Annotated in this window: 10 protein-coding genes; 1 reads left to right on the top strand and 9 read right to left on the bottom strand. The window is 66.1% G+C overall.

Translation table 11 applies throughout. The features are described from left to right. Positions 1-63: 63 nt before the first annotated feature. Positions 64-960, top strand: coding sequence for a LysR substrate-binding domain-containing protein (locus tag E5554_RS22445; RefSeq protein WP_048937423.1), 897 nt, complete (start codon positions 64-66; stop codon positions 958-960). 6 nt (positions 961-966) lie between these two features. Here the strand turns inward: E5554_RS22445 and E5554_RS22440 are convergent, their stop codons facing one another. The 9 genes from E5554_RS22440 to E5554_RS22400 all read right to left on the bottom strand — a co-directional run bounded on the left by E5554_RS22440 (position 967) and on the right by E5554_RS22400 (position 15,954). Continuing rightward, positions 967-4,170, bottom strand: a complete 3,204-nt coding sequence (locus tag E5554_RS22440) for an amidohydrolase family protein (RefSeq protein WP_136188150.1) — start codon at positions 4,168-4,170, stop codon at positions 967-969. Between the two features lie 83 nt (positions 4,171-4,253). Further along, a complete protein-coding gene (locus E5554_RS22435; protein ID WP_136188149.1) occupies positions 4,254-6,497 on the bottom strand; it encodes a TonB-dependent receptor in 2,244 nt (747 codons plus the stop codon). Positions 6,498-6,561: 64 nt separating this feature from the next. Continuing rightward, positions 6,562-8,238 (bottom strand): amidohydrolase, encoded by a 1,677-nt coding sequence (locus E5554_RS22430; RefSeq protein ID WP_136188148.1) that lies wholly within the window; start codon positions 8,236-8,238, stop codon positions 6,562-6,564. Beyond that, positions 8,235-8,867 carry an FMN-binding negative transcriptional regulator gene (locus E5554_RS22425; protein ID WP_136188147.1) on the bottom strand — a complete coding sequence of 211 codons (633 nt, stop codon included), beginning with the start codon at positions 8,865-8,867 and terminating at the stop codon, positions 8,235-8,237. The genes E5554_RS22430 and E5554_RS22425 overlap by 4 nt, the downstream gene beginning before the upstream one ends. A gap of 68 nt (positions 8,868-8,935) precedes the next feature. Then, positions 8,936-10,408, bottom strand: coding sequence for a PLP-dependent aminotransferase family protein (locus tag E5554_RS22420; RefSeq protein ID WP_004208515.1), 1,473 nt, complete (start codon positions 10,406-10,408; stop codon positions 8,936-8,938). Positions 10,409-10,419: 11 nt separating this feature from the next. Beyond that, entirely contained in the window at positions 10,420-11,292 is an 873-nt protein-coding gene (locus E5554_RS22415; protein ID WP_136188146.1) for an ROK family protein, read from the bottom strand. A 4-nt stretch (positions 11,293-11,296) separates the two neighbouring features. Next, positions 11,297-12,421, bottom strand: coding sequence for a membrane dipeptidase (locus E5554_RS22410; RefSeq protein ID WP_136188145.1), 1,125 nt, complete (start codon positions 12,419-12,421; stop codon positions 11,297-11,299). After that, entirely contained in the window at positions 12,418-13,782 is a 1,365-nt protein-coding gene (locus E5554_RS22405; protein ID WP_136188453.1) for an amidohydrolase family protein, read from the bottom strand. The genes E5554_RS22410 and E5554_RS22405 overlap by 4 nt, the downstream gene beginning before the upstream one ends. Before the next feature lie 9 nt (positions 13,783-13,791). Next, positions 13,792-15,954: a penicillin acylase family protein gene (locus E5554_RS22400; protein WP_136188144.1), complete on the bottom strand. Its 2,163-nt coding sequence runs from the start codon at positions 15,952-15,954 to the stop codon at positions 13,792-13,794. Positions 15,955-15,980 lie beyond the last annotated feature (26 nt).

Raw genomic sequence — 15,980 nt, 5'->3', positions numbered from 1 at the left:
CCCTTGGACATTCTGCGTCTAATATATAATATGGCATAATCGATATTTCTAACGAATGGATCAATGGATCTCCGCCATCTCCGCTATTTCCTGACTGTTGCCGAGGAAATGCATTTCGGCCGGGCTGCGCTGCGCCTGGGCATATCGCAACCGCCGCTCAGCCAGCAGATCCGGGCGCTGGAGGAGGAACTGGGCGTGCGCCTGTTCGACCGCACCAGCCGCCGTGTTCGCCTGACCGAAGCGGGCCGGCTGTTCGAGCCGGAGGCGCGGGCGACATTGGTGCAGGCGGATCGCGCCAGCCAGACCGCGCGCCGGGCGCAGCGTGGCGAGATCGGCCATCTGGGTCTGGGCTTCACCGCGTCCGGCCCGTTCGTGCCGCAGATCGCCAGCGCCCTCTATCGCTTTCGCCAGACCTATCCGCAGGTCGAACTCATCCTGCGCGAACAGGGGCGCGACGAGCAGATCGAGAATGTGCGCAACCATCAGCTCGACATCGGTCTGGTGCGCGATTTCCTGCCGCCGGTGCTGCCCGAGGACATGGTGTCGCACTGCCTGTTGACCGAGGATATGCTGCTGGCACTGCGCGACGATCATCCGCTGGCGCTGCGCAAGGAGGATCCCAGCATCACCGATCTCGCCGGCGAGCCGCTGGTCCTCTATGGCGCGCCCAATGGTGCGGGCTTTACCGAGCATTTCTTCGCCCAGTGCGAGGCGGCGGGGTTCGTGCCGCGGATCGCGCATGAGGCGCGCAGCCTGGCGACCTTGCTGGGCCTCGTCTCCGCCGGGTTCGGCCCGACCGTGATCGCGCGATCGATGGCGCGGCTGCATGTCGACAATGTTGTCAACCGCCGCTTTACCTCGCCCGTCACCAGTTCGCTATGGATGATCCATCATCGCACCCTGTCGCCCCCGGCCGAGGCGTTCCGTGCGACCGTGCTGGAGGACAGCCCGACGCGCTGACATGGCTCAGGGCGTCGGGGTGGCACCATCCTGCGCGAACCAGGGTTCGGCCAGTCTGGCTGGCGTCGGCCAGATTTCATCCAGCGTCGCGGGATCATAGAGCCGGCCATTCTTCATGACGGCGCCGATCTTCTGCGCATTGGCGATGTCGGCCAGCGGATCGGCGTCCAGGATCAGCAGGTCGGCAAACTTGCCCGGCTCCAGGCTGCCGACATCGTCGCTATGGCCGATCACCTCGGCCGACCCGATCGTCGCGGCCTTCAGCGCCTCCATCGGCGTCGCCCCACCAGCGGCAAAGGCCTGCAACTCCCACTGATAGCCCAGCCCCTGGATCTCGCCATGGCTGCCAAGGCCAACGAGGCCGTCGGCGCGCTGGATCCTCACCGCGTCTGCCGCGATCTGCTGCCAGCTCTGCGCTTCGGGCGGCATCCAGTGGCGGTTGCGCAGCTTGTCGCTGACGATCCCCGCCGGCACGAAATGGGTCCATTTCGCGTCGTCCTGCGGCCGCTTGTTGATGATGAAGTCGAACAGCGCCGGGGTGGTGCCATAGGCGACCAGAATGGTCGGCGTGTAGCTGGTGCGGCTCTGCGCGAACAGGCGGACGATATCCTCGCGCAGCGGCGACACCGGGATGGCATGTTCATTGCCGGAAAAGCCGTCGATCGCGTGGGTCAGGTTCAGCACCATGTCGCTCGCACCCTCCGTCGTGGGCATCATGCCCAGTTCCGCTGCCGCCTCGACCATGAACTGGCGCTGGGCGCGGTCGCCGATCATGTAGCTCTTGATGTTCCGGGTGCGATAATGGTCGCGATAGCGGGTGAGGACGTCGACTGCATCCTGCTTGCTGTGGATTTCCGCATTCACGAACACGCCCGGCCCGGTCGACCAGGCGCGCGGCCCCCGCATCATGCCGGCATCGATCATGTCCTGATAGGCGAAGATGTCGGTGGTGAAGGGCTGCGGGTCGAGCGCGGAGGTGACACCGAAGGCGAGGTTGGCGGCAAAGTCCCAATGGCCGCGTTCCTGGATGCCGCGCCGTATCGCGAACCAATGGGCATGGGTGTCGACGAAGCCGGGGACGATATATTTGCCGCCGACATCGCGGATCGTCGCGCCCTGCGGCACGGCGATCGATCCGCTGGCGCCGACCGCAACGATGCGATTGTCGGTGATGACGATATCGGCATTGCGGATCACATCCTGCCCGCCCGCCATCGGCATGACGGTCGCGCCGCGCAGCACGACGCTGCCGCGGGGCACATCGCGCGGCAGTTCGACCGGCAATGCGAAGCTCTGCGCCACCGCCTCGGCCGTGCCCGGCGCAGCAGACAGCGCCTGATCGGTCGGCAACCGGCGGAAGGTCGATCCGACCGACCAGGTGACGGTCGCGCCCTTGTCGGCCCAGTCGATGAAGTCGGCGCCGACCCGTGTCAGCTTGCGTCGCGCCACCGCCGGCGTGTCGAGATTGACGGTCGCCGGCTCGCCGCCATTGGCCGGCGGGATATCGACCAGATAGGCCTGGCTGAACGACTTGATGAGCGCGCGGCTGCCGTCCGGGCTGATCCGCACATCCTCGACCGGTGCGGGGCCGGGGAAATATTGGCCAAGGCCATGGGCCAGCACGCGCAGCAGCGGCTGCGGATCGCCCCCCGCCAGCGGAACCGAGGACAGGCCGCCCGCGCCATAGAAATAGAGGGTGTCACTTTCGCCGCCGAACTGCGGCTGGCGGGCGCCCATGGCATGGGTGATCAGCCGCGCTGCGCCGCCGCCGACGGGCATGTGGATGATGTCGGTCGGGCGCGCGGGATCGATCTCCGACGCGGTGCGCAGCCGGTCATATTGGTTCGCGCGCAAGGCCACCACGCCCTTGCCGTCGGGGGTGAAGATAGGCTGGCTGTAAAAGGCCGGGACCTGCGTCAGCCGGCGCGGCGTGCCGCCCGCCGCCGGGATCGTCCAGACATGGCCGCCCTCCTTGGCGGTCCAGCTGACATAGGCAATGCTCTTGCCATCGGGCGACCAGCTCGGCTGGAAGGCATCGGCCGCGACGATGCGTTTGGGTGTCATGTTCGCTGTCAGCTTCTGGACATAGAGGCCGCCCAGCGCGGTGAAGGCGACGCTGCCGCCATCGGGCGACTGGCGCGGCGCCTGCACCACGCGGACGCGCACCGGGCCGGTCTCTTCCGTCTGCCGCACGCGGGTCAGCGGGCCGAGGCCCAGGTGCACCGGCGCGGTGAAGGGGATGTCGCTGATCTTGCCCGATGCAATGTCGAGCCGCCTGATCCCGCCGCCGATGCTCATCAACATCGCCTTGTCGCCCGGCATGAAGCTGAAGCGCGGCAGCAGGTCGGCATAATAGCCGCCATCCTGGCCGTCCCGGTCGATCGGGAAGGCGATCCATTTGTCCTCGCCCGTCTCCAGATTGCGGAGCCTGAGACCGTCCTTCTGGCCCTGCCGGCTGGCATAAGCGAGCAGCTTGCCATCATGCGACAGCGCCGGGCGCATCGCCCCGCCGGCCGACTGGATGATCGTCTCGTCCTGCCCGTTCTTGAGGTCGCGGCGGGCGATCGACCAGTTGGGCAGGTCATTCTCGGTCCAGGTATGGCCGCGCTTGGTCGCATAATAGAGATAGCGGCCATCGGGCGTCGCGACCGCGCCCATGGCGTTCATCTTCGCGTCCCAATTGTCGGGCGATCCCGCCTTGGTGATCTGGATGCCGCTGCCGCCGTCACGGTCATACATGAACAGCTCGAACGCCAGGATCGAATGGACCGTGCGCGAGACATAGACAGAGCGGCCATCGGGTGACCAGGCCGGCGAGGAATAGATGGCGAGCGACTGGTCCTGCGACAGCTGTTTTAGGCCGGTGCCATCGACATTGGCGATCCAGAGATTGGTGACGCCCGACCGGTCGGAAAGGAAGGCAAACTGCTTGCCGTCGGGCGAGAATACCGGATTGCGCTCGAATGCCATGCCGGTCAGCAGCGGTCGCGCCGTCCCGCCGCCGGCGTCCAGCGCATAGATGTCGCCCAGCAGGTCGAACAGGATCGTCCGGCCATCGGGCGACATGTCCGGCTGCATCCACGTCGCCTCATGCGCGTCATAGCGCAGCGTTCGGGTGGGCGTCAGGCTCAGCCCCTTGCTGTCCTGCGCCAGCGCGGGATGGGCACAAAGCAGGGACGCACCCAGCAGCAGGGAGGCAAGAGAACGCATTGCGGCCTTTCGGTCAGGGGCTAGGAAGGCAGATAGGGAACGGGGCCGCAGCCTTGCGGATGCGGCCCCGTTCTTCAAGGCGGTTAGAGGCTCCAGTCGGCGCGCAGGCCGATGGTGCGCGGCCGGATGATCGAGCCCTGCGGCGTCGCCGCATCGTTCGCGAACGGGGCGTTCAGCACGCCATATTTGTCGAACACATTGTTGGCGAAGGCCATCAGCCGGACCTTCTCGCCCAGGCTGACCGAGGCGCGGAGGTCGAACACGTTGAAGTCACCACGGCGCGAGACATCGTCGAAGCTGGTCGGCGCCGACGACAGGTAGCGATGCGCGATGTCGAAGCTGGGCGCGCCGGTCACATCGGCGAAGCTGAGCGTCAGATTATTGGCGATCGACCATTTGGACGAACCCGGCAGTGTCGTGCCCTTGGCATAGCCGCCCAGCCCCGCAACGTCGAACGGATAGGGCAGGAATTCGGTCAGCTCCGCATCCTGCCAGGTGACGTTGGTGGTGAAGTGGACGATCTTGTTGAAATTCACCGTGCCGGAAAATTCCACACCGTTGACCCGCGCGCCACCGGCATTGACGACATAGGAATAATAGGAGGGCGCCGGGCCGAAGAGACGCGCCTGGATATTGTTCCAGTCGAGGTGGAAGCCGGTCAGGTCGATGGCGAAGCGGCCGTCGGGCGTCTGCGCCTTCACGCCGATTTCGTAATTCTTGACCTTGTCGCTCTCATAGGCCTCCGGAATGCTGGGCAGCAGGCCGGCATTGGGGTTGATGCCGCCGACGCGATAACCCTGCGAATAGGTGGCATAGACCATGACATCCTTCGACGGGCGCCAGGCGATCGTCGCCTTGGGCAGGAAGCCGTCTTCCTTCTGGTTGACGCTGCCGCTGCTGTCGGTCGGCGTATAGCCGCCTTCATAGCCGCCCAGCGCACCGGCCTGGTTCAGCACGTCGGCCTTGGCGGTGGTGTCATAATAGCGACCGCCCAGCGTGATCTCGATCTGCTCCACCGGCTTGTAGGACAGTTCGCCGAAGATGCCGAAATCCTCGTTCGTGCTCTTGGTGAAATAGCCATAGAGGCGGTCGCCCGGCGTCAGCTGCGCACCGGAATAGCCGCCGAACAGGTCGGGATTGGCGTCGATATAGTCGGCCGCCCCTGCCTGGAAGATCTGGTCATAGCTGTTCTTCTTGGCCTGCAAATAGCTGACGCCGACCAGCCATTTGAACGGACCGTCGCCGGCCGAGGCGAGGCGGGCCTCCACCGTCTTGATGAGCGCATCGGCCTCGCCCAGCGAATAGGCGGCGCCGTCGCCGGTGGTGACGCCGGTCACATAGGCATAGGGGTAGGAGAAGATGGTGGTGTTGGTCTTCTTGGTGATCGACCCCAGCACCGTCAGATTGGCGATGTCGCTCACTTCCTGGTCCAGCCGCAGGCTGTTCATCCAGAATTTCGTCTTCTGGGTTTCGGCGCGCGGCAGGTTGCGGACATAGGGGTTTGGCAGGTCGAGATAGGTCTGGTCGTCCAGCTTGCTGTCCTGCCAGCTCGACAGATAGGTGACCTTGGTCGTCTCGCCCAGATTGGCGACGATCGATCCGCGCAGGCCGCGGGTGCGATAATCGTTCGAGCCGTTCACGCCGATGCCGGGATTGTCGAGATAGCCCGCGTCCGACCGCTGCAGCGCGACCAGGCGCAGCGCCAGCTGATCGGCGACCAGCGGGATGTTGATCATCGCCTTGGCGGCATAGTTGAGTTCGCCCGAGGCATTCTTGGTCGTGCCGACCAGGCCCGATGCGGCGGCGTCGACCTTGGACGGATCGGCGACATTGGCGACATAGTTGACGAGGCCGCTCAGCGTCGAGGAGCCGAACAGCGTGCCCTGCGGCCCGCGCAGCACTTCGACGCGCTGCAGGTCGAACGTGTCGACGTCGGGAATGCCGATCGGGAAGCCCGGCTCGACCACCGGCACTTCGTTGAGATAATAGCCGACCGTGGTCTGGCCCTGCTCGTGATAGGTGGTGGCGGCGACGCCGCGGATCACGACTTCCGAAATGCCGGGCTGGTAATCGTTGAACACGACGCCGGGCAGGCGGACGATATAGTCCGACAGGCTGTTGGCGTTCATCTTCTTGAGCTGCTCGCCGGTGACGGCGCTGATCGGCAGGGCGACCTGGCGGATATCCTCGTCGCGCTTGCCGGCGGTGACGATGATCGTCTCGCTGTCGCTGGCGGCCGGGGCCTGGGCAAGGGCGGTGCCGGACAAGATGGTCGCGGCCGCCATGGCGGTGAAACTCACAGTCTTGAGATGCGTCAGTCTGTTCATTGTCATTCCCCTTATGATGTGAGAACCGGCCTTGTTCCGGCCGGCTTTCTCCCTTGCTCTGTTGTTAGATGTCGCTCCCTTCGCCAAAGCGCTGGCGACCGCCGACGATCGTGCGCAGCACCTTGGTTGCGCCGATTTTCGCCGGATCGATCGCGAACAGATTGGCATCCAGCACCGCGAAATCGGCCAGCATGCCGGGCTTCAGCAGGCCCATCCGGTCGTCGCTGAAACCGGCAAAGGCGTTGGTCGCGGTGTAGGCGTGCAGCGCCTGGAGCATGCTGATCTTCTGCTCGGGCAGCCAGCCGCCGGGGTTCGCGCCGTCGATCGTCTGGCGCAGCACGGCGGCGGCGACCCCGGTCAGCGGATCAAGCGGCGCCACCGGCCAGTCCGATCCGAAGGCGACCTTCGCCCCGGCATCGAGCAGCGACTTGAACGCATAGGTGCCCTTCAGCCGCTCGGCGCCGACGCGCTGGATCGCCCAGCGTCCGTCGTCGATCGCATGATAGGGCTGGACCGATGCGATGACCTGCTGCTGGGCAAAGCGCGGGATCGCGGCCTGGGTCAGATGCTGGGCATGTTCGATGCGGAAACGGCGGTCGCGCCGGCCATTCTTCGCAGCGGCGGCGGCAAAGATGTCCAGCGCCTCGTCATTCGCCTTGTCGCCGATGCCGTGGATGGTGATCTGCAGGCCCGCCGCGTCGGCATCATTGGTCCATTGCTGGACATCGGCGCGCTTGTGGATCGGGAAGCCTTCATTGTCGGGCGCGTCGTCATAGGGGCGATAGAACATCGCCGTGCGCGACCCCAGCGACCCGTCATATTGCAGCTTCAGCCCGCCCCAGCGCACCCAGTCGTCGCCGCGTCCTTCGGCATCGATCAGCGCCTTGAGCTTCGCCCAGTCCTGCAACGGCACGAAGGAATAGAAGCGCATGTCGGTCTCGCCCTTGGCACGCAGGCGGCGCAGCGTGTCATGGGTGATCCAGTCCAGTTCGGTGGTGTGGACCTGCACCACGCCCTTGGACAGGCCATGGGCGATGCCCTGGCGCGCGGCATCCTCCTTGTCGGCGTCGGTCGGCGCGGGGATGGCGCGCTTGACCAGATCCATCGCCGCATCCTTCAGGATGCCGGTCGGGTTGCCATCCTTGTCGCGCACGATCATGCCGCCGGCCACGTCGGGGGTGTTGCGGTCGATCCCGGCCAGTTTCAGCGCCAGCGAATTGAGCGCCAGCATGTGCAGGTCCAGTCGCTGTACCGCGACCGGGGTGTTCGGCGTCACCGGGTCCATCCAGCTGCGGTCGGGCAATTCACCGCCCCATAGCTCCGCGTCCCAGCTGCCACCCTGCAACCATTGGCCGGGCTTCAGGCTCTTGGCCGCCTCGCCGACGATGCGGGCAAATTCCTGCGGGCTCTTCGCCTCGCGCAGATTGGGCTGGCTCAGCAGATAGGATCCGGTGAGGAAATGGGTGTGGGCGTCGGTGAAGCCGGGCATGACGAAGGCGCCGCCCAGATCGATGACCCGCGTGCTCTTGCCCGACTGCGCCTTGACCGCCGCCGCGCCGATCGCGGCGATGCGTCCGCCGGCGATGCCGATCGCCGATCGCGCCGTCGGCATGCCTTCGCCGGTCCAGACCGTCGCGTTGACATAGGCGGTGTCGAGCACCTGTCCCTTCGCCCACAGGCTGCTGCTCAATGCCAGGCCGGTCGCGCCCCCGGCCAGCATTTCGCGTCGGCTGAACATCATTGCTCTGCTCCCTCGCGGCTGGTTTCGTCCAGCCGGTCCTCATTGTAGATATGCATCCAGTCGCGCAGCCCGCCGGGGGCCAGGCTGCCAACAATCTCGTTGATGCCCTGGCGGCTTTCGTCGCGGCCCAGCTTGAACCGGCCGTCGATCGCGCGGACATGGGCGCGAAAGCCGATGATATGCTTCATCATCGGTTCCAGCCGGGCGCCGGCATCGTCGATATGCCAGGGGGCGACGCGGCCCGCCTCCATCCGGTCGGTCAGCGTCTCGATCGATTCGCGCGTAGCCTCCGGCAACAACTCGACATCGACGGTCAGCACCGCCATCGCATAGTTCCAGGTCGGCACCCATGTCGGGTTCGACTGCATTTCGGGCGAGATATAGGCCTGCGGCCCGTTCACCAGCACGGTGGCGCGCGGCGCCGCGCGCAGTTGCGCGACCTGCGGGTTGGACAGGGCAAAATGGCCCAGCAGCGACACCAGCGCACCGTCCGCGTCGCATTCGGCCAGCAGCGGCAGCGGCGTCGCGCCGAAGCCGGCCTCGCTATGGGAGACGATCCAGCAAAGCGGATGGTCGCCGATCAGGGTGACGATGTCGTCCGGGGAGCGGGGCGCATATTTCATATGCATGACACTGCGCCGGCATTGGACCCGCCCGAAACATCCAATTCAGGAAAGTGAAGGGGTCCAAGTAAGGATCAGGGTTCGGCGCAGCGGCGCAGTGCCTGCAACACCTCTTTCGCCTCCTCCTCGGTCAGGCTGGCAAAGCCGATGCGCAGCCCCCGCTCGGTCCCTTCCTCGGCCGCATAGCTGTGCGAGGAGGCAAAGCTGAGGCCGATCTCGGGCGCCCGCGCTTCCAGCCGGTCAAGCGCCGCCATGTCCTTGAACTGCAACCAGAAGGCGAGGCCGCCATCGGGCAGGCGATAATCGATCAACCTGTCCATTTCGCTGTCAAGATTGCGCGCGAAGGCATCGCGCCGCCGGGCGTAGATCTGCGCCGTCTTGCGCACATGGCGCCGCACCTCGCCGCTTTCCAGCAGCTCGGCGGCGGCCTCCTCCGTCACGGTATTGCCCATGCCGTCGATCAGCGAGATCTGATAGGCCAGCGCGTCGACGACCTTGGGCGCGGCGGCGATATAGCCGATGCGCAGTGCCGGCACGAGCAGCTTGGACATCGACCCGGCATAGATCACCCGCGCCGGGGCGTAGCTCGCCATCGGCAGCAGCGGCTGCGCGCCGAAGTGGAATTCATGGTCATAATCATCCTCGATGATCGCGAAGGCGAATTGCCGCGCCAGTTCCAGCAGGCGCAGCCGCCGCTCGGGCCGCATCGACACGGTGGTCGGAAACTGGTGATGCGGCGTCACGAAGATGGCGCGGACGCGATGCTTGCGGCAGGCGCGCTCGACATCGGCGACATCGACGCCATCCTCGTCCAGCCCGACCGTGACGATCTTGGCGCCGCAGGCACGGAAGGCGGCGACAGCCGGCTCATAGGTCAGCCGTTCGACCAGCACCGCGTCGCCCGGCCGGATCAGGATGCGCGCGGTCAGGAACACGCCCATCTGGCTGCCGCGGGTGATGCAGATATTTTCCGCGCCGACCATCAGCCCGCGCTGGCGCCGCAACATGCTGGCAATTTCCTGCCGCAGCCGTGGCGACCCGCGCGGATCACGATAGTGGAGCGCATTGGCGCGCGACGCGCCCTCCGCCGCCTTGCGATAGGCGCGGGCGAGCAGGTCGGCGGGAAACAGGCGCCCGTCGGCGACGCCCTCGTCCAGCTTGCGCCATTTGCCCGCCGGGATGGCGATCAGCCGGTCGGGTGCGGCCAGGAAGGGATATTCGGTTTCGTCCGGCTGGCGGGTGTCGGGGGCGATCGGCGGGGCAGGGGCATCGTCGCTGCTGGGCAGGGAGGTCGACACGATCGTGCCGCGCGTGCCCGCGCTCACCAGCCAGCCCTGCGCGATCAGTTCCTCATAGGCGGTGACGATGGTCTTGCGATTGACCTCCAGCGCGGCGGCGAGTTCCCGGCTGCTCGGCAGAAACTCGCCGGGCAACAGCCGGCCGCGCTCGATCTCGTGGATCAGCCCATGAGCGATCTGCATGTAGCGCGGGCTGTCCGGCGCGATCCGCACCCGTTCCTTGAGCGGCAGGGTCCAGGGGCGTAGCATCCGTGTGGCGATCAGTGTCGCGATGCCGCCAGGGCCATGTCGGCAAGGGCGATCGTCCCGAGCGGCCCGGCGCGGTCGCCCAGTGCCGGGTGGGCGACATAGTCGTCCATCGACGCGATCGTCGCAGCCGCGCCATAGGCCGCCAGGCTGGCGGTCAGTTCATCGCGGATCAATGGCATCAACTGGGGCTGGCCCATGGCGACGCCACCGCCGATCAGGATACGCTGGGGCAGGGTGGTCAGCGCCAGATTATGGCACATCGCCGCCAGTGCATGGGCGACGAACGACCATTGCGGATCATCAGCGGACACGTCGCGTCCGCGCTGGCCGGTCCGCGCCTCGATCGCGGGGCCATTGGCCAGTCCCTCCAGGCAATCGCCGTGAAAAGGGCAATTGCCTGCAAAATCGTCTCCGGCGGCGCGCGGCACGCGCATATGCCCGGCCTCGCTATGGCCCAGTCCGCGCACTGGCATGCCGGACACGATGCTGCCCACGCCGATGCCGGTGCCGACCGTGACATAGGCCCAGCTGGTCAACCCCTGCGCCGCGCCCCAGCGCCCCTCGGCCAGCGCCGCGCCATTGACATCGGTATCGACCATGAAGGGGCGTCCGGCCGCGAGGTGGGTGATGTCCGTCCCGCTCCAGCCCGGCTTGGGCGTGCTGACGATCGAGCCGAAACTGGCCGACGCCGGATCAAGATCAAGCGGTCCGAAGCTGCCAAGGCCCAGCGCTGTGAAATCCCATCCGGCCAAGGTCGCGGCCACCGCCGACAGGGTCTCGGCAGGCGTGGTGGTCGGAATTTCCACCTGCGCCCGGATATCGTCCGGCCCGGTGCCCAGGATGCAGATGCATTTGGTGCCGCCCAGTTCTACGCCTGCCAGCATCGGTTCATGCTCCCCAGATCGTCTCGGCATAGGCGAGGAAATTGCCGCCCAATATCTTCTCGATGCGGGCCGTCGAATAGCCCTTGGCGCGCAGCAGGCCGGCGAGCTTGCGGAACTGGTCCGGGCCGCGCAGGTCGACGACGAAGGGATAGGTGTCGGGCCGTTCGCCCTTGGCGCTGATGCCGGCGGCCTGACGCGCGGCGATTTCCTTGGCCAGCACCGCCTCATAGGCCTTGAGGTCGTCGATCTGCGTCACCGTGCCGTCGGTGCCGATGCCGACATGATCCTCGCCGCACAGCTTCACCGCATGGTCGATATGGGCAACGACATGTTCGGCGCGGGCATGGCCGGACAGATCAAGGAAGGGCATGAAATAGATGCCGATGAAGCCGCCGCGATCGGCGACCAGCTTCAATTCCGCGTCGGTCTTGTTGCGCGGCAGATTGGTGACCGCGCGGCAACCGGTGTGATTGATCGAGATCGGCTGTTTGGAAATGCGTGCCGCTTCCAGGCAGGTCTGCTCGCCGCTGTGGGACAGGTCGACCATCACCCGCTGCGCATTGCAGCGCGCGACAACCTCGCGCCCGAACGGGGTGAGGCCGCGATTGCCCGGCGCCATCGATCCGTCACCCAGCTGGTTGGCGGGGTTGTAGGTCAGCTGGAAGATGCGCACGCCCAGATTGGCGAAGATGTCGACCCGGCGGGCATCCTGGCCCATCATCGCGCCATTCTGGAAGCCGTAGATCAGCCCGGTCTTGCCCTCCGCCTTGGCACGGCGAATGTCGGCGGCGGTCAGGATCTTCATCAGGTCGCGGCTGTTGGCCCGCACCTGCGCATCGGTCTCGGCCACTTCGCGCACGCTCTGCTCGAACGGGTCCGCCGATCCGGAGACATAGCCAATGGTGATGTTGACGGCGGTGAGGCCCGACGCATGGGCTTCGGCCAGCACGCGCGGGCTGAACTGCGGCACGAGGGAATCGGCCGGCTGGTTGGGATCGCCGAGGCCGCCGAGCGCATTGATGACGATCATGTCCTTGATCGGATCGGCGTCAATGCCCGCTGCCCGCGCGCTGCTTGCCGCCAGCATCGCGGCCGACACCCCCATGAAATTGCGCCGATCGAGCTTCATTCGTCGTCCCCCATTTCTTCCTTCGTCACCGGCACATAGGCGTTGCGGGCATAGGCTTTGCCGCGCTTCACCACCGTCTCGATCGTCTGGATATTGGCGATGTCGGCGACCGGATCGCTCTTCAGCACCACGAAATTGGCGAGCTTGCCCGGTTCGATAGACCCCATATCCTTGGCTTGCCCGGCCGCCTGCGCGCCGACCAGCGTGGCGGACCGGATCACCTCGACCGGGGGCATGCCGACATTGCGGGCAAGGAAGAGCAGTTCCTCATGAACGGCGGGCCACTGATCCTCGACCTCGCCAACGAAGTCGGTGCCGGTGGAGATGGGGACACCCATCTTCCACGCCTGACGGGTGAGGCGGGTGGTGAGGTCGCCGGTGCAGCGCAGCGGCTTCGCCTTGGGATCGGCCTTGCGCTTGGCCTCATATTTCACGAACAGGGCGCCGGTCGCGTCGAGGATCGTGCCCTGTTTCAGCATCGCGCGGAACAGGTCGGCCATCACCGGGTCATCATCGCCCGGCTCCAGCAGATTTTCATGCACCGGCGTCCGGTCTTCATAGGCCGCCAGCATCACCGGCTCGCGCTGATAGGCGAGATAGCAGACATGGCTGATCGCATCCGGCCCGGCGGCGATCACGTCGGCCGGGCGGGTAGGGAATACCGAACTATGCGCCCAGACCAGCATATGCTGGCGATGGGCTGCGGCGGTCACCGCTTTTACCTGGCGCGGAGTGAGGTCGGCATAGATCTTGATCGCACTGGCCGATGTGCCACGCGCCAGGGTGATGGCTTCCTTGAGGTCGGTCCTGTCGTCGATCGCCTGCATCCAGGGCGCGGTGCCCGGCGTCACTCCCTGGCTGGCGGCGGCGACGCGCGGATCGGCGAAGAAGGGGCGGCCGGCCATGATCGCGGCATAATAGATGTCGGGCGCCGGAATTTCCGCCATCCGCGCCTCGCGCGCCAGTTCGCCGACCGAGCGCAGATCGTCGGCCATGTCGCGCACCGCCGTCACCCCGCCATAGAGATTGCGGCGCAGCATCGCCTTGGCCTGAACCGCGTTGGGCGGGGTCGCCATATGGACATGGCTGTCGATCAGGCCGGGGATGACATAGCGGCCGGCCAGATCGACCTGCTTGGCGCCCGCGACATCGGCGGCGGGCAGGCTGCCATGCGGCGCCAATGCGGCGATCCGCTCGCCGCGCACCAGCATGTCCTGATTGCCGCGCGGCGGCGCGCCGGTGCCGTCGATGATGGTGGCGCCGCTATAGAGTATCGCGTCCTCCGCCGGCTTGGGCGGCTGGGCAAAGGCGGCGAAGGGCAGGGCGCAGGCGATCAGGGCGGCGAGGCGGGCGGTGTGCATCATCTGTCCTTATTCGCCGGGCCGATAGGTGCGCACGGCATGGGCCTTTATGTCTTCGGGGTAGAAATAGACCGGGCGCAGTTCGCCCTTGGCATAGAGGTCGACCTGATCGGCGAAATGGGGCGAGTGGGGATCGCCGCTCTCGCCGCCGGCGCTGACTGCGCGGGCGACGACCTTCGGCCCGAACTCGACCGCCGCGACGAAGCTGTTGCCCTTGGTGCCATAATAGCGCTTCGTGCCCGGATAGCGCGCCGCGCCGAAGGCCGCGAGCGACCCCCATTGCGACGAGGCGAAGGGGATGGGCGTGCTGGGCTTGGCGTCGTCGAAGGTCTGGACGATCGCGCCGTCATTGCGCTGGTAGCGGTTGATCTCGCCCCAGGGCACGGCGATGCTGCCGAAATCGGTGGTCAGCCGCTCGACCGCCTCGCGCAGCGCCGCCAGCTTCTGCGCGTCGGTCGCGCGGGTGGCCATATAGTCGATGGTGGACAGGCCCGCTTCCTTGGCGGCCGGAGCCACCGCCTTCCACAGCGCCTCGCCCCAGAAGACCGCGAGCGAGGTCTGGGTCGAGGTCAGGCTCCATTTATAGTCCCAGCCGCGCAGGCTCTGCACCGCATCGGCCAGCGCGGGATCGGGGGTCTTGTCCTGCGCGGCGATCAAGCCCGGAACCAGCCGCGCGAAGCCGGTCAGATAGGGATCATAGGCCGCGCCGATCAGGCTATCGAGGGTGAAATGCGCATTGGCCGACAGCACGATCTGCGCATGGGGGCCGCGCGGATTTTCGCCGGCCTGGTCCATATAGCGGGGAAAGTCCTCGCGCTTGGGGCTGTCCGCGCCGGCCGCCGTCCAGGGCCAGTTATTGGTGTTCATCGCCCAGCCGCCCTTCGGGTTCACCGCCTGGGGCAGGCTGGACAGGTCATGCAGGCCGCGCCAGTCGGTCGCCGGATCGCTGCCGTCCACCGGCTTCGTATAGTCGAAACGATCGTCGCGGATCGGCACGAATTGCGGGTGGAGATAGGCGATCTCGCCCTTGTCGTCGGCCAGCAGCGTGTTGTTGCTGCTGTTCGCCTTATTCTCTGCGACCTTGAGGAAGCTCGCATAATCGCTGGTCTTGGTGCGCAGATAGCTTTGTTCCAGCGCCGGCACCGGCTTGTTCATCAGCGCGAAGGCGATCCACTTGTCGCCCTGCGTCCGCACGATCGGGCCATGATGGGTGGAGTAGCCGGTGAAGGCGCGCTGGGCGAGCTTGCCGTCTTCGGTACGGTAGGAAATGGCGATGGTCTTTTCGGTGACCGGCCGCAATTCCTTGCCATAGCGGTAGAAGAGGCGATCGCCCTGTTGCACGATCGTCTCGGCAAATTCATCGACATTGTCGATGCCGCTCGACGTGTGCATCCAGCCGATATGGCGGTTGAAGCCCTGATAGATGAAGAACTGGCCCCAGGTGACCGCGCCATAGGCGTCCAGCCCCTCGTCGCTGCTCATCTGCAGTTCGGACCGGAAGAAGAAGCTGGTGTGCGGGTTGATCATCAACAGCGCATGGCCGCCTTCCGTCCGGGACGGCGCGATGGCAAAGCCGTTCGACCCCTGCGGCTCGTGATAGGCGAGGCCCTGTTCCAGCATGGTCAGCGCCGCCGGCTTCTTTTCGTAAAAGGCCTGTAGCTGGGTCAGCGGCACCCGCTCGATATCGCCGCCGATGCTGCCCTCGGTGAAGCTCAGTGCCATCCACGGCTCGAACCGGGTGATGACGCGCGGCTTCACCATCGGGTGGGTGGAGAGATAATAATTCAGGCCATCGGCCCAGGCCTGCATCAGCTTCTTGAGCCAGGCCGGGCTGCGGGCATAGTCGGCCTGCAACCGGGCAGGATCGATGAACAGGCGCTGGCGCAGATCCTGCCAGATCGCCTTCTCGCCCTCGGCTTCGGCGAGGCGGCCCAAGTTGACCAGATAATTGGTTTCGATGCGGTTGAAGTCGTCTTCGGCCTGGGCATAGACCATGCCGAACACGGCGTCGGCATCGGTTGCGCCATGGACATGGGCGATGCCCCACTGGTCGCGGGTGATGGTGACCTTGGCCGGCGAGAGCGCGGTCGGCGATTGGGCAAGGGCAGGGCAGGCGGCAAGAGCGACCAATGCCCCCGCAAGGGAGGTGGCGCGCGGCAGGAATTTCGTCATAGAGAGGGGGAGTAATGAAGGGGGCG

The sequence above is a fragment of the Sphingobium sp. PAMC28499 genome (assembly GCF_004795815.1).
GTDB classification, from domain to species: domain Bacteria; phylum Pseudomonadota; class Alphaproteobacteria; order Sphingomonadales; family Sphingomonadaceae; genus Sphingobium; species Sphingobium yanoikuyae.
The sequence above is the reverse complement of the archived record's forward strand: the minus strand, read 5'-3'. Positions and strand labels throughout refer to the sequence as shown.